This is a genomic window from Mesorhizobium sp. WSM2240, assembly GCF_040438645.1.
GTDB lineage: Bacteria > Pseudomonadota > Alphaproteobacteria > Rhizobiales > Rhizobiaceae > Allomesorhizobium.
Genome location: NZ_CP159253.1, coordinates 645,387 through 666,117, shown reverse-complemented (window position 1 = coordinate 666,117; position 20,731 = coordinate 645,387). Strand labels below are relative to the sequence as shown.

Genomic DNA, 20,731 nt, shown 5'->3' with positions numbered 1-20,731 from the left:
CGCGCCCACCAACAACAACACGTGAGCTATCTAGCGCGCCTCGTGTGGCAAGAGGAGAGGGGCGAGAGCCCATGGCTGCAATGAAGCGATCAAGCGTTGCGATCGTGGAACCAAGCTGCCCAGCCGACCATCGGGATCGCGGCCTTCAATGCCAGCTCGCCTTGGAACCGGCCTTCCACGAATTGGCTGAGCGTGCAGCGGAATACGGCTGGACCGAGCAAGAGATAGCCTACGCGCTCCTCGAGCTAGCCGGCGCGCGCCTCACTGAATGCCAGCGACACTTTTGAACGACGGATATGCGCCCGGCTGACGTCGGTTCCGCCCATGGCAGATGACCGCCAGCCTTCACCGGGCGGAGCTCAAAGAAATTCGCAGACCGACCGGTCTTCGCGAATTCCCTTGAACGATGAATGCCGGAGTTGGTGGTCCTGGGTCCAACCCCGGTATTCTATGTCGACAATGATCTCAGGCTGGGCCCAAACCGCTCCGTTCAATTTGAGACCAGGAGATCGGCGTATCTTCCGCCTGAATGGCTTGGAGCCGGCGCATCATCTCTGCACCGGTCCGCGCATTGAACCCTGTGCCGACGCCGCCGACGCAAACCAGCTTGCCATTTCTCGACGTTTGCCAGAAGCAAGCTCCCCAATCACCGTAGCTGTTTCCTGGCTCATAGCCGATGACGATGTTTTCGGCCGAGGCGAGCATGGGGAAGCATCTGTCTTAGCTCGAAACCGGTGGTCAGGTCATCCCGCCTGCTGGCGCTCTCCCCCGGCGGCCAACCGCTGGACGACGGGCTGAAGGTCTTCGATAACGATGCGCGTAAGGAGTTCGATCTGGTGTTCCATGAAAAAGTGATCGCCGGCGCAAAAATGCGCCTTGAACTGCTTCGTGGTATGCTCTTTCCAGCCGATAATGTGGTCGCCCGTAACATAGGGGTCGATGCGGCCTCCTATCGCGGTGATTGGGGCGTCGAGCGGAGGATGGGAACCGTAGCGGTAGGCGTTGTTGGTCTCGTAGTCCGCTTGGATAATTGGAAGCATCATCGCGCGCATTTCGGGATCTTCGAACAGCGCCTTGTTGTTGGCGAAATTTACCTCCTTTAGCATCTCGACGAACTCGCTCTCGTCGAGTTCGTGTTCAGACTTGCCGGTCTCGTGATTGAACTGCTGGACGTCGATGGCGAACTGGTCGTCATTGTAAATCTGTGGCGAGCGACCACCGGCCACGAAGAAGTGTTCCGGCTCCATCCCGTGATCGCGGCGCACCCGCTGGGCAACCTCGAAGGCCTGGACGCCGCCATAGCAAAACCCGAGGAAGGCGAAGGGTTTTTCCTTAAGGAAGGGCAGCATCTCCGGCACGATGCCATCGACCATGTCCTCCATCCGCATCCAGAAGCCCTCTTCCAGGCGCGCGCTGCGGCCTGGCATCTGCAGGATGCCGAACTCTATGTGATCCGGCATCTTGTCGATCCAGCGCTGGAATACGAGCGGGCCGCCGCCGGCATAGGGAAAGCCGACCAGGCGGATCGGCGCGTCAGGCTTCGGACGCGGAATGATCACCGCGCTCTTGTCGTAGCCCTGGGCGCTGGCGGCGGCGACCGGCGCGGTCGGTACCGCCTCGCCATCCGCAACGCCCCCGAGAGCGGCGGTCACCTGTGTCTCAGTATAGACCGCGATCTCCGCGATAGAGGCACCCATCACGAGGTTCTGAAGTGAAACCTTGATGCCGGTCTTGGCGAGCTCGTTGCGGAACTCAATTGTAGCCAAGGAGTCGAATCCCATCTGGTTGAGTGCTTCGTCCATCCGCAGCCTGTCCGGATCGGCGATGCCGAGCACACGGGCGACTTCTCCGCGCAGGAAGCTTTCGATCGCCTGACCGCGTTCGCTCGGCGCGACCGAGCCGAAGCGCCGCGCAAGTGGATCCGTCGCCTCGTCGTCATTGGCAGCCTGCGGATTCTTCTGCACATTCGACAGAGACGTGAGCCAAGCCGGCGTGTCCCCGTACTGCTTCTTGGCGAAACGTCGCCACAGGATCGGCGCTGCGGTGAGCGTGCCAGTTGAGGCGAACAGGCCCTCCAGCCGCTCGATCGCCTCCCGGTTGCGGATCGCGAGCAGGCCGAAATCGGTCAGGCGCTTGCGCAGGCGCTCGTCGAGTCCGGATGCCATCCCGGTTTCCGCCCACGGACCCCACTCGATGCTGACACCTGGCAGACCCTCGGCGTTGCGGCCCTCGACGATGCGGTTCATGGCGGCATTGGCCGCCACGTAAGCCGCTTGGCCCTTCATACCGAGAAGCGCGCTAACCGAGGAGAAGCAGACGAAGAAGTCGGGTGAGAAGCGACGGCTCGCATTGTCGAGAACGAGCGTACCCTGGAGCTTGGCGCGGAGTGCGCGTTCGAGTTCGCTCGCCTCCTCGATCGATCCGAGCGTGGCGTCCTGAACGATGCCGGCGGTGTGGATGATCCCGCCGAGTTGATGGCCCGCCTCCGAGAGATCGCCCAGGATTCGCTCGACTCCGACCTGGTCGGCGATGTCAACTGCATGCGCCGCGATCTCAGCGCCTGAACGGCGCAGGGCTTCGAGCCGTTCCTTTTTGGCGCCGTCCGCGACGTCCCTGTTGAGAAGCACGAGGCGGCGCGCACCGCGATTGATCAGCCATTCGGCCATTAGGGATCCGAGAGCGCCAAGCCCGCCGGTGACGAGATAGATCTTCTGCGGATCGACCGCGCAATCCGTACCGACATCGCCGCTTTCGCTTAGGCGCAGGACGTAGCGTTCCTCGCCGCGCACGGCGTAGGCGGTCTCCAACCCAGAGCCACCGAAAAGAATGCCAATCGCGACCGCGATCTCTGCGTCACTCGGCTCCGCGCCAAGGTCGATGTCACCCCCCCACAGATCGGGATCTTCGCTCGCGAGCACCATCGCCATGCCATGCAGTGAGGCGCTGACCAGTGAGGCTGGACGAGCGGCGTCCGGAATTGGTGTGTCTGTATGCGGCACGGTATGGCCGGACTGGCCGACGACCCAAATCTTCGCTTTCGTCAGATTGCCATGCCTGTTGGCTGCCTGAACCGTCTGGACGAACTGCATGAGGGTGGCGGCGTGGCTGTGCGCCGCCTCGACGATCTGTCCACTTGACGCGCCTTCCGCCCTCTCAGGGGTGACGATCATCCCCGCGACACACTCGTCGAGCACACCGCCACATAGACCTGTTTCGACATTTGAAAGAACGACCGCTGTCTGTCTGGGCCCTTCGCGCTTCGCCTCGATCGCCTGAGCCAAACGTCCGGCGAGACCGAGGGGATTGCCCAAGATAATCCAGAGGGCCTTGTCTTTCGGCAGTTGCGGCGCCGACTGCTTTTCCACGTGCCATTCGCGGCGGCAGTGCCATGCCAGCCGGTCGCTCGCTTTCGTGCCGATCCAGTGATGCTGACGCTCGAAGGGATAGAGCGGAAGATCGACGAGCCGGCGTTCATTATCCGGCAGATCGGTGAGCGTATCGATCGGAAGGCCGGCGACGAAAAGGCGGCCCGCCGTCTCGGCGAGAACCTCTGCGTCATTGCGGGTGCGATTGAGGCTCGAGACGAATTGCGAGGGCGAGGCAATGCCATCTAGGGCCGCCTGCGCCATCGGCGTGAGGACCGGGTGCGGTCCGATTTCAACGAAGAGATTCGCCCCAATTTCCTTTGCCGTCATTATGCCCCGATGGAACAGGACGGGCTGGCGAACGTGGTCGGTCCAGTAGCGCGCATCAGCGACTTCCTCACCGGCGATCTTACCCGTCTTAGCACTGATCAGTCGGCCGTCTGGCTTGGAAAAATCGAGGGTGCTCGCGAACGCCTCAAACTGTTCGAGGATCGGATCCATGAGATGGGAATGAAAGGCGTGCGAGACCTTCAACTGCGTCGTGCGGACGCCTTTTTCCTTGGCGACCTTGATCAGCGTTTCAAGTGCGTCCGTCTCGCCCGCGACAACCGTACTGGCTGGTCCGTTCTCGGCCGCGATGGCGAGCTTGACTTCGGCGTTTCGGATCATCTGATGGGCTGTGTCCGGATCAGCCGTCAGGACGACCATACCGCCATTGCGCGGAAGCCGACCCATCAGTTCCCCGCGCTTGGTGATCAGCTTCAGCCCGTCCTCGAGTGAGAACACGCCGGCAAGATGGGCCGCCACGTATTCTCCGATGCTGTGGCCCATGACGATCTCTGGGACGAAGCCCCTAGCCTCGAGAACTCGGGCGAGTGCGAGTTCGATCGCGAACAGGGCGGGTTGGGTATATTCCGTATCGTGAACGAAATGGGCGAGCGTCCCGTCGCCGTAAAGGATGTCGCCCAATCCGTGTTTGCGAAGCCGTGCGACCACCGCGTCACAGGCGTCGAAGGCTTCGCGGAAGATCGGATCGCTCTCGTAGAGTCCGCGCCCCATAGCTTCGCCCTGGCCGCCCTGTCCGGTGAACAGGGCGGCGGGAATCACGTGTTTGGAGACATCGACGTGGGCATAATCGCTTGCGCGAAGACTCTCGGCCAATCCCCTGGTTGTCCGACCGGTCGCGAAACTCCGAAACTCAAAAGCGCGGCGGGCGGTGTTCGCGGTAAAGCAGATGGCGTCGCGCTCGTTGGGCTGTGCCGTATCGAGTCGCAAGGCAAAACTCTTGGCCATGGCGCCCAAGGCCTGTGGCGTGCGTGCCGAAATGTTCAGCGTACGAGGCACGTCCGGGTGGTGCGGCGCATCGCCCGGCTGAGATGAACCGTTCCTCTCGCTCGGTGCTTCCTCCAAAATGACATGGGCATTCGTTCCGCCCACGCCGAACGAACTGATGCCCGCGCGCCGCGGACCCTGGGACGCCCAGGGCACAGCGCTCGCCGGCACGGCGAAGGGAAGGCGATCGAAATCGATCTCCGGATTGGGCGTCTTGAAATTGACCGCCGGCGGCAAGGTTCGCGACTTCAGTGCCATGACCGTCTTAATAACACCGGCGACGCCGGAAGCGGCAATCGTATGGCCGATATTGGCCTTCACCGAACCAAGAGTAATCGGCGCGACGTCCGCCGGCAAACCGGCGAAGACTTCGCTGAGGGCTTCGATCTCGATCGGATCACCCAGTTTCGTGCCCGTTCCGTGCGTCTCCAGGTAGGAGATCGTTTCCGGCGCGAGCGAACTGTTCATGAGTGCTCTTGCGACGACGCTCGATTGGCCCTCGATGCTCGGCGCCGAGAAGCTGATCTTGTCGTTTCCATCATTGTTGATCGCCGACCCGCGAATAACAGCGTGGATGGTGTCACCATCGGCAAGCGCGTCACCGAGACGTCGAAGCGCAAGCACGCCGACGCCACTCGAAAACACCGTGCCGCTGGCCTCGGCATCGAACGGACGGCAGTGCCCGTCGCGGGACAAGATCATGCCCTCTTGATAGCGATAGCCCGCACCGTCGGGAATGATTGCCGTGACACCGCCCGCCAGCGCCAGGTCGCATTCGCCGTTCTGCAGACCGCTGCAGGCCAGATGGAGACTTACGAGTGAGGTTGAACACGCTGTTTGGACGTTGATGGCGGGACCGATGAGGTTGAGGCGATGGGCCGCCCGAGTCGCCAGGTAATCCTTGTCGTTTCCCAGCATGGCCTGGAAGCCGGACATGGTGTCGAGCATGCCTTCCTTACTGAAATCGTGCAAGCCGGCTACGCATCTGGCGAAATAGCTGTTCGGGCCGGAGCCGGCATAAATGCCCGTCGTCATCTCGGTCGAACGGACGGCGTAGCCAGCATCTTCGATGGCGTGCCAAATGTTTTCCAGGAATAGTCGGTGCTGCGGATCGAGGAGAGCCGCCTCACGAGGCGTGATGCTGAAGAAGTCAGCGTCGAAGTAGCCGAGGCCCTTAAGTGGGGCGCCGCGGCGGATATAGTCGTCCGCTTCCCACTCCTCGGGCTCGACGCCCGCGCCGGCGAGTTCAACATCCGACAACTGACGAACGCTCTCGCGTCCGGCAACAATGTTTTCCCAGAACGCCTTGGGCGTATCAGCATCGGGGAACCGGCAGGCCATGCCAATAATCGCTATGGGGGCAGCTCTGTGAATGGGGCCGTTCATTTTTACCTCGTCGCTGCTCCGGTTTTTCTGCTCTTTGGCTTCCGGAGCGGTTAATCTGATCTGCTGGAGTGGGTCTTCGGTGCGCAGGATCAGCGGGGAGAAGCGCGTCTTTTGGTCGACACACGCCGGTTTGCGAGACCAGCCAACGTCGTGTTCAATGCATCGCCCTTCGCCGATCTTCGCGATAAAAGGTCTGCAAGCGCCCTCGGCGAAGGATGCCGGAAGACCAAGATCGCGGGCATGTTAATCCCGAATTGGCAGCGAAGGCGGCGTTGAAGCTCAGGGACCATGATCGAACGCGCGCCAAAATCGAACACGTTATCCGAATCCGAGAGCGAGGGATGATCCAGGAGCTCCCGCCAGTGAGAGGTGATCGCGCCGCACAGATCGCTGTTCTTCACCGATCCGCTCGTAGTGGCACCTGGCTTCTGGACAGGCGGTGCCGAGGTCTTGACCTTTTCGGCACACACCATTTCGGCGATTGATTTGCGATCGACCTTGCCACTCGCCGTTTTAGGCATCGCGCCGATGATCTGGACACGGTCCGGCGCCATGTAGCCAGGGAGCATCTCACGGACATGGGCGCGAACTACTGTCTCGAGACAGTCGGTTGGCGCCCCATCTTTGCTCGTTAGGCAGGCGATCAGTCGTCCCGTTCCATTTGCATCACGCTCGAAAACCACGGCGACTTCGGCTACGTCTGGGTGATCCGCTATAACGCTCTCAATTTCCCCAAGTTCAACCCTATAGCCGTCGATCTTGACTTGGTGATCACGGCGACCACAGAAGAAAAAACAACCATGTTCATCTGACGTCGCAAAATCGCCGGTCCGATACAATCTCGTTGGCGTGCCGTTAATATCAATAGTCACGAACCGTTCCTCTGTTCGCTCCTTGTCCTGGAAATAACCCTGCGCGAGGCAAACGCCACCAATATACAGCTCTCCCACCTCTCCTGACCTCACCGGTCGGGCATCTTCACCTAAAATAAAGAGTTCGACATTCGGCAGAGGCCGACCGATAGGCGGTAACCTTGGCCATTCGGCTGGATTGCTATCAAGCTCGTGACAGGTGACGACGTGTGTCTCGGAGGGACCGTACTGATTGAAGAGCCGACACTCGGGGAGCTTGCTGAAAAACTCGCGCAAAGCGGAAGAGACCACGAGTTGTTCGCCGGCGGTGTGGATCTCCCGTAGACTGTTGGGAAACAGATTGCGCTCCACACAATTCGACGCCAATTGTTGGAGAGCGATAAATGGCAGGAACAATCGTTCCACCCGGGCACGCTGTATCTCGTCCGAAAGCAAATCGGGGTCGATCCGCTGTTCATTCGTTAGGATGACGATACGGCCACCAGAACAGAGCGTAGAGAATATCTCCTGAAACGATACATCAAACGAAATGGGGGCGAACTGAGCCGTTGCCGCATTGTCTGACAGGGTCGAAAGTTCGATCTGCCAGTCCACAAGGTTTTGAAGTGCTGCTCCTCCCATGTCGACTGCCTTCGGCTTGCCAGTCGAACCCGAGGTAAAGATAACGTAGCCACCGGACTTCGGCGGCAGCGCCAAATCTCGGTTCAACGATCCACCATCGGCTGCGCCCACTCCAACTTCCTCGACCATCACCGCCGAGCACGACGAAACATCCTCGAGGATCGCCGAATAGATGGCCGATGAACTGAGGAGCACGCTCGGATCCGCTTGCGCAAGCATCTCGCGAATGCGACTCGGTGGAAGATTTGGTTCCACAGGAACATAGGAAACACCTAGGATTTGACAGCCGAGGATCGCCGCGATCCGGTCAATGCCGATGGGAAAATGAAGGGCCACGCGGTCCAAACCCGCTTCACGTCCAGTTTTTAGGGCGCGAGCTATCTCACAGGCTCGCAGCCACAAATCCATGTAGTTGATCGCTTCTGTTCCGAAAATGACAGCAGTACGACGAGGCAATTCGGATGCATACCAAAGCACGGACGCGGCAGCGGTCCGATCTGAAGGGCCTGCGGCCTTTTTTAAACTCTGCATGTTTTCACTCATAATGCGAGGACATTGCTAAATAGCTTGGCTCTGCGGCAAGTTACACAGTCAATTCCTCTGGGCAGCTCGCCGCCGGTTTCGAAGGCATAAGGAAGATGTATTGGTCTTTGTGGCTGCGCCACAACCACTCGGTGAAGTACTTGTCTATCAGGTGGCCGCTTGTTGCCATCCCGAGGCACGATTCCGCGTTGCTAGCTAGGCAGGGACGAGAGTTCCCGCACGATCTTTCAGGTCGGACTTGTCAAGAATCGCAAAAATCTGCTCATGCGCTTCCATGATGTTGCGCTCGAGGGCGTCGGCGGCAGCCAAGCCGTTGCCCTTCTCCAACTGGTCGATGATTTCGCGATGATTATGCTGGCCCGGAAAAAAATTTGGTTCCTTTCGCCTTAGGCTGAGGACCGGGCCCGCCTGAAGCCAATGCGCCTCGATCGTGTTCATCAAGATTTTGTTTTGAGAGAGGTTGTAAACGGCAAAATGGAATAGTTGGTTCAGCTTCAGATACTTTTTCACGTCAACGTTCTTCTCCAGATTGAGCAGATCCATCTTGACATTGATTTCTCTGATATAGTTCAGGCTCTTCCCGGCAGATTTCTTCGCCCCCCAGACTATGGCCTGCCGTTCATTCAGAAGGCGCACTTCCAGAAGATCGCGTAGGCCTTCAGCAGTGATCATTGGAACGCGCGCGGACCGACGCGGCGCCCGTTCGAGTATGTCGATGCCGCTGAGACGGTTGAGCGACTCGCGGATCGGCATGTGGCTGGTGCCGAATGCGACAGCCAGTTCCTTGAGACGCAGCGGCTGCCCGGGCGAAAATTCCCCGGACATCAAAGCGCTCTTCAGTTCGGCATAGACATGCTCAATCGCTGAACTCGGGGAAGCCATCAATGGTGGTATTTCGTACTTAGAGCTTTTTGTCGCCATTTGGCATGATCTCCAAAACCGGCGATGACCTCAGGAATGGGTGCTTCGAAAGCCCCTGTGAACACGTTTCACGCGCTGCATGAAAACGGCGGGGCACCAGCCCACCCGAGCCCTGATCGCTGGTCGCACGCACGAAGTGCGCCGCATCGCAAAACACTTGGCACAGCAACGCATCGAACCAGCTCATACCATCGCGTGGTCTTGCTGGAGACTCGCTATCCTGATCGACGGGCGCGGCTGCCACGGCAGCCGCCATCTCGAAGCTGCGCCCGTTCCATTCGATGCTGTCGGACGCGCCGGGCATCGGTCTTGATCGGACGTATCTGCCTTGGTCCGCGTCAAGATTGCTCAGTACCGCTTGGCGGGGTTGCCACTCGGCGTTCGCAACGTCTAATTTGCCGCCGGCCAATGCAGCGCCGACGGTGGTCACATGAATAGAAAGTGCCGAGATCAGGATGGCGTTCATAGCTGGCCTTTGACCGGTTGTTCCAATGACGGCCCTTCTGCCACCTTCAGCTGACAGCAGCCTGAAAGCACCCGGACACTTCCGCCACGACGATCGGGAACGTTAGGCGACCATCATGTTGAACAATCATCGGCAGGACTTCGTAATCCAGAGCAACGATCCCAAGGGCGACGAAGGATTCGGGAAGGTGCTTGGCTTCGTATTTTTCTCGGAGCCTTACAGGTAGCCCATGAGACGGTCATAGGCTGGTATCTTTCTGCCGTGAATTGGGGCAGCGAAACGGCCGCTTATATCGCCAGTTAAAGCGAGCGTGAATGAGAGAGGGCGGCTGATAGCGGCCCTCTTGCTATTCAGACTTCAGTCGTCAGGCCAATGTCGATCGGATCGGCGACCGTTGCCGAAAAGATATCAAGATGATTTCGGCGTTTCGTCGGAGATTTGTCGCCAAGCTTTTCGACCTTCCGCGCCACTGATTCCTTCAGTCGCTCCGCGCTAGGCTTCAGGGCCTCCTCGACTGATTTGATCTTGTTCTCGATCGCCGCGACGTCCTGTTTCGAGCTTTCAATGTCCGCGCGGGAAGCTCTCTTTACCGACTTTGGTTTCGAGCGCAGCGCCATAGGGTTAACGGTGCGGCTACTTGCGGACGGCGACGATGCTTTCGCTTCCGGTTCTTTCTCGTGCACGTTCGCGGCCGATGCGACAGACGCGGGCGCCGCTGGTTTCACTTCCCCCGCCGCTATAGCTGGAATGTTCGCCTCTTCATGAGCATGGCCGGCGCGGGCATATTCCGGTGTCGTGGCCGGCACTGGCTTGACCGGCAAATATTCGATCTGCGGGACTTCCGGCGTATGGGCCTGCGAAAATGCTTCAGCCGATTTGAACGGCTGCGTTTCAAAAAACCGTCGCTTGTCGCCGAAAATGGGCCGTTGGCCTTCGACGAGCAGGATCATCTTTCTTTCCGGCATCTGCCGGATTTCCTGCGGCATCATTAGATCCCGTTCGCGAATCTGCTCGACTTTCGTGCGGCGAGGCAGGCCGACTAGCTCGATAGTGCGCGATTCCGATTGATAGCGGATGGTGCCTTACCAAGGGCACGCGACGCATATTCCGCCGTCGCCTGATCATTCGCACCAAGGACGAGCTGATAGCCGCAATTTCCAAGGAGCGAATGACGCGACGTTTCGCCATCGATTTCATCGAGATTTTTGAGGTCCTGGATGATGAAGGCGAGTTTGATTTTGTAGCCGGCCACGTAGGGCAGCTTCGTCATGATTTCGTCCATCCTCTTGAGCTGGCGAAACTCGTCGAGAAGGAAATAGACGGGCAGGGAATTGGGATCGTGCTCAAGCGTCAGTATGTCCATAGTCTGTTGCACGAACAGCGTCAGGAGAGGGCGCAACAGAGTAATGTTGGTGATATTCGGTGCGAGATAGATCGAGATCGGCCGGCGCTTCATTTCTCTCCCGAGGTCCGAACCCGCGCGGTTCGGCTGGTTCTGGATCACGAAGGCGAGCATGCCTCGCGGTGGGCGGCGGTTTCGTCCATCGCCGCCAAGATCGGCTGCACGGCGCAGACGCTGCATGAGTGGGTGAAGAAGGCCGAGCGCGACAGCGGCGTGCTTGCCGGTGTGCCTACGGATGTGGCGACGAAGCTGAAGGCTTTGGAACGCGAGAACCGCGAGCTTCGGCAGGCCAACGAGATCCTGCGCAAGGCGAGCGCGTATTTTGCCCAGGCGGAGCTCGACCGCCGGTTCAAGCCATGATCGCGTTCATCGATGATCACCGCGAGGCGCATGGGGTCGAGCCGATCTGCAAGGTATTGCCGATCGCCCCGTCGACCTACCAAGACCATGTCGCCAAGCGTATCGATCCCTCCCGGCTGTCGGCTCGGGCAAAGCGGGATGAGGCTTTGAAGGATGAGGTCCGACGCGTGTTCGAGGCGAACTTTCGCGTCTACGGCGTTCGCAAGGTCTGGCGGCAGTTGCAGCGCGAGGGCTTCGATGTCGCCCGCTGCACGGTTGCCCGCCTGATGAAGGCCATGGGCCTCGAAGGCATCATCCGCGGCAAGCCGATCCGCACCACAGTTAGCGACAAGGCGGCACCATGTCCTCGGGACCATGTCAATCGCCAGTTCCATGCGCCGAGGCCGAACATGCTCTGGCTCTCCGACTTCACTTACGGTGCGCCTCGTCCCGGATGGTCCGGGGTGCATATGACTGGAATGCATTGAGAAAGGAGGATTTGAAGAATGCCCTGCTCCCTGCTGTGAGGGGGCATGAGCCCAAGCGGCGGTGACCTGTCGTCAACTGGCAGGGTGACGTAGCCCGCAGGTAAAGGGAATTGAGGCGAAGCCGTTACGCCGAGATGGTTCCCGAGGCTGTAGCACTGGAAGGTTGAGGAACACGAACCGGTTAATCGTAAACGCGAATTTCCCCGCACCTGTTGCTGTTGAGTGCTCTGATGCATGAGGTGTCCACCAAAATAGGTGGACACCAAGCGATGGAAGAAGATGAGCAGAAACTGCGGGTGAGGCTTGTCGGCCGGAACGGACGGCGCCGATATGATCCGGCATCGAAGGACCTTCTTGTCGCGGCCTGCCTTGAGCCTGGCGTGTCGGTATCGAGGCTTGCGCTCGAACATGGGGTCAATGCGAACCTTCTTCGGAAATGGATAAAGAAGCGCGCGGAGATCCAGTCCCTCCCGCCGCCGTCACCACCGGCGTTCATCGCGGTTCAGATTGAAAGCGCTGGCGATCGGGCCTTGTCGCGACAGAGTAGTATGCCGGCGACCTGTGATGAAGTGCGTGGGTCGGCCTCGAAAAGGACTACGCCTTTTTTCTCTCCGGCTAAGGTGAGCGCGTCATTGCCGAACGGCGTGAAGTTGACGCTGGAATGCGGTGATGTGGATGCATTGACGGCGACCATCGGAGCACTGGGTCATGTTCAGATTGGGCGCTGATCTCCAAGTCTACCTGCACCGCGAGCCGATCGACTTCCGGGCCGGCATCAACAGCCTTGCGGTTTTGGTCCAGGAGACGATGGCGCTCGATCCGTTTGCTGCGGCGGTTTTTGCGTTCTGCAATCGCCGTCGCGACCGGATCAAGCTCCTGTTCTTCGACCGATCTGGCTTTGTGCTGGTCCTGAAGCGGCTGACCGAGGACAAGTTCCGATGGCCGCGGCGCGAGGCAACGGTGGTCATGCTTACGACCGAGCAATTGCATTGGATCCTCGACGGCATCGATATTGATGCGATGGTCCGCCATCCGGTGCGGCAATATCAGGTCGCAGGCTGACGGCTCCCGAATTGAGCGGTTGACGCGGCGGTATGCTTTCGATTCAAGAATCTGATGAATCGACCCGGCGAACCGACTGTCGAAGAGTTGACGGCGCGCATTGCTGCGCTGCAGGCGCAGAACCGCCAGCTCTCCGAACGGGTCGTCAAACTCGAGGAAGAGCTGGCGCTTGCACGGCTGCATCGTTTTGCGCCGAAGAGCGAAAAGCGCATCGATCGCCTCTTCAATGAAGCCGAACAGGCCGCGGATGAGGACGACGCCGACAGCGAAGATGGCGATGTCGTTGTCCTGCCGGACACGGGCTTGCCAGCGAGTGAAGGGGCGACAGGAAAGAAACGCGGCCGCAAGGCCTTGCCGGAAAACCTGCCGCGCGAGCGTGTCGAGTATGACCTGCCCGAAGATCAGAAGGCTTGTCCTTGCTGCCGTCACCAGATGCATCGCATGGGCGAGACCGTTACCGAGCAACTTCATATCGAGGTGAAGGCGAAGGTTCTGCAGAACGTGCGGTTCAAATATGCGTGCCGTCATTGCGACCGCACCGGGATCAACACGCCGGTCGTGATCGCGCCGATGCCCGCACAACCCTTGCCGGGCAGCATCGCTACGGCCTCGACGCTGGCCTTTGCGCTCGTTCATAAGTATGTCGACGGAACACCGCTCTACCGTCTGGCGCAGGCATTCGAGCGTGCCGGCGTTGCTGTCAGCCGAGGCGCTCTGGGCCACTGGGTGATCGGCTCGAGCGAAAAACATCTCTCCCGCATCTATGACGCGCTGAAGCTGCGGCTCAGATCGCAGCCCCTCATCCATGGTGACGAGACGACGGTCCAGGTGCTGAAGGAAAAGGACAGGCCGGCCACCGACATATCGTATATGTGGGCCTACCGGAGCGGCGAGGACAGTGACGAGCCGATCGTGCTGCTCGATTATCAGCCGGGCCGCGGCCAGATACACCCGCAGGCCTTCCTCGGCGATTACCGAGGGGTATTGATGAGTGATGGCTACACCGCCTGGCGCACGCTGGCGGGGACAACCCATCTCGGATGCATGGCCTATTCCAGGCGGCGCTTCGTCGACGCACTCAAAGCGAGAAAGAAGGGTGGCGGGCCGCCGGAACAGGCGCTCCGGTTCTTCGAACAGCTCTATCGGGTTGAACGGCAGGCGCGGAACGAAAAACCGGACAAGGGTGAAACGCAGGCCGGCTGCATTCGCCGCTTCCGCCAGCAACATAGTGTCCCCATCCTCAATGCTCTCAAGCTATGGCTCGACCAAATCGCCCCGAAGGTCTTGCCGGACAGCAAGCTCGGTGATGCCGTGTCCTACACACTGAACCAGTGGGACTACCTGACGCGCTACACCGGGGACGGCAGCATGCCGATCGACAATAATCTCCTGGAGCGCGACATCAGGATTTTTGCCACTGGCCGGAAAAGTTGGCTGTTCAGCGATACCGTCGACGGAGCCAGGGCCAGCGCCATCGTCTACAGCTTGGTGCTGACCTGCCGCGCCTGTGGCGTCGAACCGTTGGCGTGGCTGCGCCACGTCCTCGCCGAACTGCCTCAGCGCCCCCAGAACGCAGCTATCGACGATCTCCTGCCCTTCAACTTCGCCAAAGCCGCCGCAGCCTGACCCCGACGCGTCCGTCCGGAAGCGATCAGTTGTTGCAAGGGCCGTCAACGTGCCGGGAAATGAGCGCTTACGGTTAATCCGCATCCGAGGGCTGAAATGTCGCCTTCGCCTACACGGCTTAACAGGCGAAATGCTGATGAGGTCGCCGGAGACGTATGTCGGCGGCATCCGAATGTGGGCGTACATGTAGGTCGCCTGCAGGGAGCCATGGGAAGAACACAGCCAGACCATGGCAGCGGCATCGACTTGCGGGACGCAAGGACAAGGACTGCGACCGGCAACCTCCCCAGTGCGTGGAATGTCCAGCATATGAACGAGGGAAGGCATGATGGAATGCCCACGATGTTCCGCGTCGCAAGGGAGTTGACCCTGATGTCCATCATGCTGGCGGAGTTCCCGTAGTAGTCCGCGGCAGGGAAAGCCTGCCACATGGCGAAGGGGAACAGTTCAATCTGCTTGGAGTGCGAATTACCTGACCAAATGAGGTGAAGACCTTTGATAATCAGCGAAATGAAGATGCGCCCTCGGCAGATCCAGTTGGCAAGCTGGCGAGAACAAGTCGATCGGAGGACCGCAGTATGGAATGGCCCTTCAAGGCCCTCACGACGTTCGCTAGAAAAAGCTGACAACCCTGTCGCGGCCGAAACTGTTGATCATCTACGAGCCGATCGAAACCCTTGCCGAGCAAGCAAGAAGTCTTCGCTGCTTGATAGACGGTTAAGAATCCCAGTTCACGGCCTACTCAGAGTTTGCGGCAGACCCAGCAAAAGGCCTGCCAGGGCGCGCGCCCGATGTGCCGGCTCGGCAAACCCGTTCGCAAGGGCAACTATGCGCCGTTGTAGCTCGGGCGAAAACCCTGCGTTGCCTGTCCGGAGGGCTCGAAGAGCCGAAACGCGATCTGCAGGCTCGGCGAGCCCCTCGGCAAGTGCGACGACACGCTCCTGGAGCTCGGCGGAAAACCCTGCCACGCCCGCTCCGAGGCCCTCCAGCGCCGAGGTGCGATCTGCGGACTGGTCAACCCGCTCGGCGATGGCGACGAGACGCTCCTGGAGCTCGGGCGCAAGCTCAGCCACGCCGGCTGCTAGGCCCTCCAGGGCCGAGGCGCGATCTGCGGACTGATCAAGCCGCTCGGCGAGGTCGAGGAGACGCTCCTGGAGCTCCGGCGCGAGCGCTGCTACGCCGGCTCCGATGCCCCTCAGTGCCGCGGCGCGATGTACCGGCGGGAGCCGCGCGGCGAGGGCGACAAGATGCTCCTGGAGCTCGGGCGCAAACCCAGCCAAGTTCGCTCCGAGGCCCTCCAGAGCCGAGGCGCGATCTGCGGGCGCTACGAGCCCCTCGGCAATGGCGACGAGACGCCGTTGGAGCCCGCGCTCGAGTCCTGCCACGCCGGCTCCGAGGCCCCTCAGGGCCGAGATGCGGGCTGTGCGCAATACGAGCCCCTCGGCGAGGGTGACGAGACGCCACTGGAGCTCGGGGGCAAGCCTTGCCACACCGGCTCCGAAGGCCTCGAGAGCTGCGGCGCGATCTGCGCTCCAACGGAGTCCCTCCGCAATCGCCAGGAGACGCCGTTGGAGGTCCGGCTCAAGCCCTCCCACGCCCACTCCGAGACTCCTCAGGACCGAAGCGCGATCTGCTTGCCGTACGAGGCCCTCAGCGAGGAGGACAAGACGGTGCTGAAGGGCGGGCGCAAGCCTCGCCACGCCCGCACCGAACGCCTCAAGCGCCCAGGCGCGATACTGGGGCTCGTCAATGCTGTCGGCGAGGACGAAGAGACGTTCCTGGAGCTCGGGAGCAACCCCTGCTACTCTAAGGCCTCGTAGGACCAAGACGCGACCCTCGGCTCCCTCAACTCCCTCGGCGAGAGCGATGAGACGCCGCTGGAGCTCGGGCGCAAGCCCTGCCAAGTTCGCTCCGAGGCCCCATAGGGCCGAAGCGCGATCGAGGTCATCAAGTCCCTCGGCGATGGCGACGAGACGCTCCTGGAGCTCGGGTGCAGCCCTTGCTACGCCGGCTCCCAGGCCCTCCATGGCCAAGCCGCGATGCTCGGCGTCCTCCAATCCCTCGACCAGCGCAACAAGACGCTGCTGGAGCTCGGGCGCAAGTCCTGTGAAGTCCGCTCCGATATCCTCCAGGACCGAGTTGCGCTCCTGCGGCGCAAGCCTCTCGACAAACGCGACGAGGTAGCCCTGCTGTGCTCTGGTGAGGCAATCGAAATTCGGCGCGAGTGACTGGATCACGACGCGATCCATCAGCGCGGCAAAGGGATCGTCGAGGTCGTATCGGATCAACCCGTTCCAGATGGTCCGAACCTGGATAGCCCTCGCGCGCCTTGCTTCAAACGATTGCTGGGCGGCATCATGCACATGATGAGGCGGCTGCCGCAGGCTCAGCAGATCGATCGGGCTGAGCCTGTCGGCAACGTCAGCGAGTAGCTCCAATGGTGGAGGAAGGACACTGCTGGTGTGCTGCCTGGCGAGAGAGGAGGAAATGCTTGACGCTTGAGGCTCAGAGTGCGTCTGCTCCACCACAGGACAGGATGATTGGCCGGGTCCTTCCACGCCAACAACCGGCCCGGCTGGACAATCGTCCGTAACATCACTTTCGAAGGCGCTTAATATCGGCATGGGCGCCTTACCACGCACGTCAATGTCCCTCATGATTCACCTCTTCGGAGCGACTAGCATTATGACCCATCGGGCGCGAACCTGTGGTTTGTGGTGGGCGAAAAGCCCCATGTGTCGGATCGTCTCATCCAAGATCACTCCAGCAAACGGCGTTCCACTTTTATGATCAACATTGATCTGAGCCTTTCCGTGCGAGGGAGGATGAATCTTACCTGCTGGGTCAGCGGTGTGGATGTTGGTACTGCCACGGCCGAGATCTTGCTGCAGTGCAACTGCGCCTGCACTGTTTCGGCTGATTCGAGGCATCGAAGATTCTGGATCTGAATTCTGTATATGCCATTCATGAAAACGAATGGCCGCTCCACATCCGATGCAGGTTCTCCGACAGATTATCGTCTTGCTCCCTGCCCAAACTGTTCCGCCCTTGGGCGAAATCATCGAATTCCAAATCCGCTGCGCGCTTCTCCTCCAGGGTGTTGGTGCGCAGGGCCCGAACGAGATCCTCGAATTTGCTAACCTCGGGCCATGCCTTACGTGCCGCGTGTATGCCTCCTCACGTGACTGCCGGGCCTGGTCGGCTTTTGCCCTAGCCTCTTCGAGGCGCTTTTGCAGCAGCTGCTCGCGTTCGCGCAGCGAGATCATCTTCGCGTTCACCTCTCCAAGATCAATGAGAGCGGCGGCATATCGCCGAGTGCCCGCAATTGCGCAGAATCAGCACATAATCTCATGCCCGACTGGGGTGCATTCACAAGCCACCTTTCCAAGGCCATGCAAATCGATCTGGCTGACCCGGGATTGCCTGGCGAGCTACGGTTAGCGCCAGCCACCATATCACCAGCGTCTCAGGCGGCCGAGAAGCTCCAGGCAGCTCGCAGCCTGTTTGGGTGGAAACAAGGCAGGGGAACTTACCAGGCACGATCTCACCGAATATCAACGGTCGAGAGCACGAGATTGACGTGGACCCCGAAGCTCCGATTCTTTTGGTCCTGCGCGATACGCTCGGAATAAGCGGCACCAAATTCGGCTGTGGCGCGGCGCTCTGTGGCGCCTGCACGGTGCATCTGGATAGCGAGGCCACCTGCTCGTGCAGCACGCCGCGGGCTTTCTGCCGTTGAAGGCGGGAAGATCACCACGATTGAGAAGAAAGCCGATGACCACGACCGTGTCGGCGCGGCTGTCCATGCTGCGTGGATCAAGCGCGATGGGGCGCAATGCGGCAACTGCCAGGGCATGCCATTACCAAAGCCAGCGAAAGTCAGAACCCGACTTGTAACCTTTTTTAGGTCCGAATAGAATCGCAGGATTGGCGTCCGTCCGATGGGTTGGTCGTTGCAGCAGCGAGAGCACGAGTGCTGAAGTAAGTGTCGCATCAAAAGGCCCGCTGACAGCTTTGCTGCGAGGGCCAGCACTACGCGTTCTTTGCGTGCTTGTCGCCGCAATAGCTGCTCTGTATGCGCCACGTGTAAGCATGAGCGACCTCTTCCTTCAAGGCCAGCAAAAAACAGTGTCGGTTCGTTCGGCCGACCTCCCGATCCGCTATGCCAAAACGGAAAGCAGTTGCGTCTGTTTCGCCCCGACGGAGAGCCGGCAGTCTGTGGAGGTTGACGGCGGCGGGCAAGATCTTTGTCTCCCTGCGAACGCTGCGTTGCGAGTTCCGCAACTGGCACATCAAGTCAACAGCTGCCCACTCTCAAAGGCATACCCCCGGAGTGTCGTAGCCGGATTTTTGGCAAGGGCCCTCCGGTCGCGTGATAACCCGCGCAGGGTGATTTCCGCCAAATCGACACCGACTTCTGCTCTCGCAAGCTAGTCGCATACGTGCATCCAGTAGGAATCCTAAGAATGAACGAACTCAATAAAGAAGGGCACGGGCCCGATAGACCACTCTCGCGATCGCCTGTCATCGGTTGGCTAGTTCTGGCGCTGATTGTGACCGCGATCTTGGCCATACCTTTCCTGTGGAGGTGAAGTCGTGGCCGCGAAGCGTATGCCGCTCGGCTTCATCTAGAACCGCCGATCAAGGAAGCACCCAAAACTGCTAAGTCGCAACACAGGTCAGTTGTCCATTTGACAGAGCTGATCGTGAGGGACTGGCTCGATGGTGAAGGCTTTCTGCCCAGTCCAATACGGATCAGAATGCGGAGATAGCAGACACTTAAACCAGTGCGAAATCGCCGCCGGCCAAATATGTGCGGCGGCGATTTCAACTTCGCGGCCGAATGTTTCGAAATTCGGCAATCGCCTTCACGCCAGTGATTTCCTGCTGCCAGGCAGCGTGGTTGCACTGCAGCATCGCGTGTTGGCGCGTCACCGCCAAACACGGCATATCCGTTGGCATCGCGGCGCGCGAAAAAGATCCCAGCATGCGAAGCTTGCTGGCCGCACGTCCGGGCGGATGCATATGGAGAGGCTTCGCCAAAGGGTCGTCCAAGATAGAGCTAGCGCCCATTGCACGGCAGCAACGCCAATGCATACAGCGGATTCCTCGAATGCTCCTTCATAAGATAGCTAATTTCTCCTTCGAAGATTCGTTCAACGCTACGGTGCTCGCGGTCGTCAGGCGGCTGCGCCGGTTCCACTCTCTTCGTCCTGCGGGTGACTGGCCGCTATGGGCCGCAGCGACCGAGAAGTGCCGGGACGAGGGGCACCGTCTCTCGCCTCCGGCTCGACAGTTCTCATGGCCTGCGGCCGACATCGAACAAGGGCTGAGGCGGGGAGCGCGGTAGTGTGCTGAGAGTTCTGCAAATTCGCTAGGAGGGGCGGTCATGGCAGGCTGGTGATGTTCAACGTCACCTGATTCCCTCGCGAGGAACGCCACCATGACCAAGACAGAAGGTAAGTCCGCCAGCGCCGCCGTCAAAGACATTCTGCTTCAGAGCCCGGATGGGCTGCGCGAGGTGATCCGCGCGGTGCTGCAGGAAGTGCTCGAAGCCGAGATGGATGAGGCGCTTGGCGCGTCGAAGGGCGAGCGCACGCCGGAGCGGCTCGGCTATCGCTCGGGCCATTACGGACGCACGCTGATCACCCGGGTCGGCAAGCTGGAATTGCGCGTGCCGCAGGACCGCTCCGGCCACTTCTCCACCGAATTATTCGAGCGCTATCAGCGTTCGGAGCGGGCCTTGGTGGCGACCTTGGCGGAGATGTATGTGCAGGGTGTGTCGACGAGGAAGGTCAAGGCCATCACCGAGGAACTGTGCGGCCATGCCTTCTCGGCCTCGGCGATCTCGGCCATCAACAAGCGGCTGGACGAAAGCCTCAAGGCATTTGCCGAGCGCCCGCTTCACGAGCCCTTTCCCTATCTCATCCTCGACGCCCGCTACGAGAAGGTGCGCGAGGCTGGCGTGGTGATGAGCCAGGCCGTGCTGATCGCCGTCGGCATCGACTGGGACGGGCGGCGCCAGATCCTGGCCGTCGACATGGCCGGCCGCGAGAGCCGGTCGGCCTGGAAGGACTTCCTCGTCGCGCTCAAGGCACGCGGCCTCAAGGGTGTCGAACTGGTGGTCTCCGACGACCATGCCGGCCTCGTCGCGGCGATCGGCGAGGTCGTCCCGGAAGCCGCCTGGCAGCGCTGTTACGTGGGGCTGTTGAGAAAGCCGGGTTTCCCACATTTGATCCGAGACAACGGCGGTTTTGATGTCAGAACTGCCGGATGCCCTCGTCAGGTCTCGTCAACGAGCTTCAGAG

General features: G+C 60.3%; 11 protein-coding genes, 3 pseudogenes and 1 other annotated feature. Of the genes and pseudogenes, 6 read left to right on the top strand and 8 right to left on the bottom strand.

Annotated features, from left to right (window positions below; all coding sequences use genetic code 11):
* Positions 1 to 359 precede the first annotated feature (359 nt).
* From ABVK50_RS03120 to ABVK50_RS03090, 7 genes and pseudogenes are all read right to left on the bottom strand, one after another.
* Complete coding sequence (locus ABVK50_RS03120) at positions 360 to 494, bottom strand: hypothetical protein (RefSeq protein WP_353642841.1); 135 nt, start codon at positions 492 to 494, stop codon at positions 360 to 362.
* A complete protein-coding gene (locus tag ABVK50_RS03115) occupies positions 466 to 705 on the bottom strand; it encodes a hypothetical protein (RefSeq protein WP_353642842.1) in 240 nt (79 codons plus the stop codon). The genes ABVK50_RS03120 and ABVK50_RS03115 overlap by 29 nt, the downstream gene beginning before the upstream one ends.
* Before the next feature lie 38 nt (positions 706 to 743).
* Complete coding sequence (locus tag ABVK50_RS03110) at positions 744 to 6,083, bottom strand: SDR family NAD(P)-dependent oxidoreductase (protein WP_353642843.1); 5,340 nt, start codon at positions 6,081 to 6,083, stop codon at positions 744 to 746.
* A gap of 89 nt (positions 6,084 to 6,172) precedes the next feature.
* The gene (locus ABVK50_RS03105; protein WP_353642844.1) at positions 6,173 to 8,107 is read right to left on the bottom strand and encodes an amino acid adenylation domain-containing protein; all 1,935 of its coding nucleotides are present in this window, start codon (positions 8,105 to 8,107) and stop codon (positions 6,173 to 6,175) included.
* Positions 8,108 to 8,314: 207 nt separating this feature from the next.
* Entirely contained in the window at positions 8,315 to 9,040 is a 726-nt protein-coding gene (locus tag ABVK50_RS03100) for a GntR family transcriptional regulator (RefSeq protein ID WP_353642845.1), read from the bottom strand.
* Positions 9,021 to 9,506, bottom strand: coding sequence for a hypothetical protein (locus ABVK50_RS03095; RefSeq protein WP_353642846.1), 486 nt, complete (start codon positions 9,504 to 9,506; stop codon positions 9,021 to 9,023). Before ABVK50_RS03095 ends, ABVK50_RS03100 begins: the two co-directional genes overlap by 20 nt.
* 350 nt (positions 9,507 to 9,856) lie before the next feature.
* Positions 9,857 to 10,977: pseudogene (locus ABVK50_RS03090) on the bottom strand (type IV secretory system conjugative DNA transfer family protein); the annotation flags it as partial.
* On the opposite strand from ABVK50_RS03090, the pseudogene ABVK50_RS03085 reads away from it, so the two are divergent.
* The 4 genes and pseudogenes from ABVK50_RS03085 to ABVK50_RS03070 form a co-directional block, all read left to right on the top strand.
* Positions 10,936 to 11,684 (top strand): annotated as a pseudogene (locus ABVK50_RS03085) (IS3 family transposase); the annotation flags it as partial. The pseudogenes ABVK50_RS03090 and ABVK50_RS03085 sit on opposite strands and share 42 nt — an antisense overlap.
* Positions 11,223 to 11,339: a sequence feature (AL1L pseudoknot), on the top strand. (Overlaps the previous pseudogene by 117 nt.)
* A 320-nt stretch (positions 11,685 to 12,004) precedes the next feature.
* Positions 12,005 to 12,463 carry a transposase gene (locus tag ABVK50_RS03080; protein WP_353642847.1) on the top strand — a complete coding sequence of 153 codons (459 nt, stop codon included), beginning with the start codon at positions 12,005 to 12,007 and terminating at the stop codon, positions 12,461 to 12,463.
* Complete coding sequence (gene tnpB, locus ABVK50_RS03075; protein ID WP_353642848.1) at positions 12,444 to 12,797, top strand: IS66 family insertion sequence element accessory protein TnpB; 354 nt, start codon at positions 12,444 to 12,446, stop codon at positions 12,795 to 12,797. The genes ABVK50_RS03080 and tnpB overlap by 20 nt, the downstream gene beginning before the upstream one ends.
* A gap of 54 nt (positions 12,798 to 12,851) precedes the next feature.
* Positions 12,852 to 14,423 carry an IS66 family transposase gene (locus ABVK50_RS03070; protein WP_353642849.1) on the top strand — a complete coding sequence of 524 codons (1,572 nt, stop codon included), beginning with the start codon at positions 12,852 to 12,854 and terminating at the stop codon, positions 14,421 to 14,423.
* 731 nt (positions 14,424 to 15,154) lie between these two features.
* Here the strand turns inward: ABVK50_RS03070 and ABVK50_RS03065 are convergent.
* A complete protein-coding gene (locus tag ABVK50_RS03065; RefSeq protein ID WP_353642850.1) occupies positions 15,155 to 16,711 on the bottom strand; it encodes a hypothetical protein in 1,557 nt (518 codons plus the stop codon).
* 1,220 nt (positions 16,712 to 17,931) lie between these two features.
* Here ABVK50_RS03065 and ABVK50_RS03060 point away from each other — a divergent pair.
* Positions 17,932 to 18,162, top strand: coding sequence for a 2Fe-2S iron-sulfur cluster-binding protein (locus tag ABVK50_RS03060; RefSeq protein WP_353647000.1), 231 nt, complete (start codon positions 17,932 to 17,934; stop codon positions 18,160 to 18,162).
* Positions 18,163 to 19,866: 1,704 nt separating this feature from the next.
* Positions 19,867 to 20,625: pseudogene (locus tag ABVK50_RS03055) on the top strand (IS256 family transposase); the annotation flags it as partial.
* Positions 20,626 to 20,731: the final 106 nt, after the last annotated feature.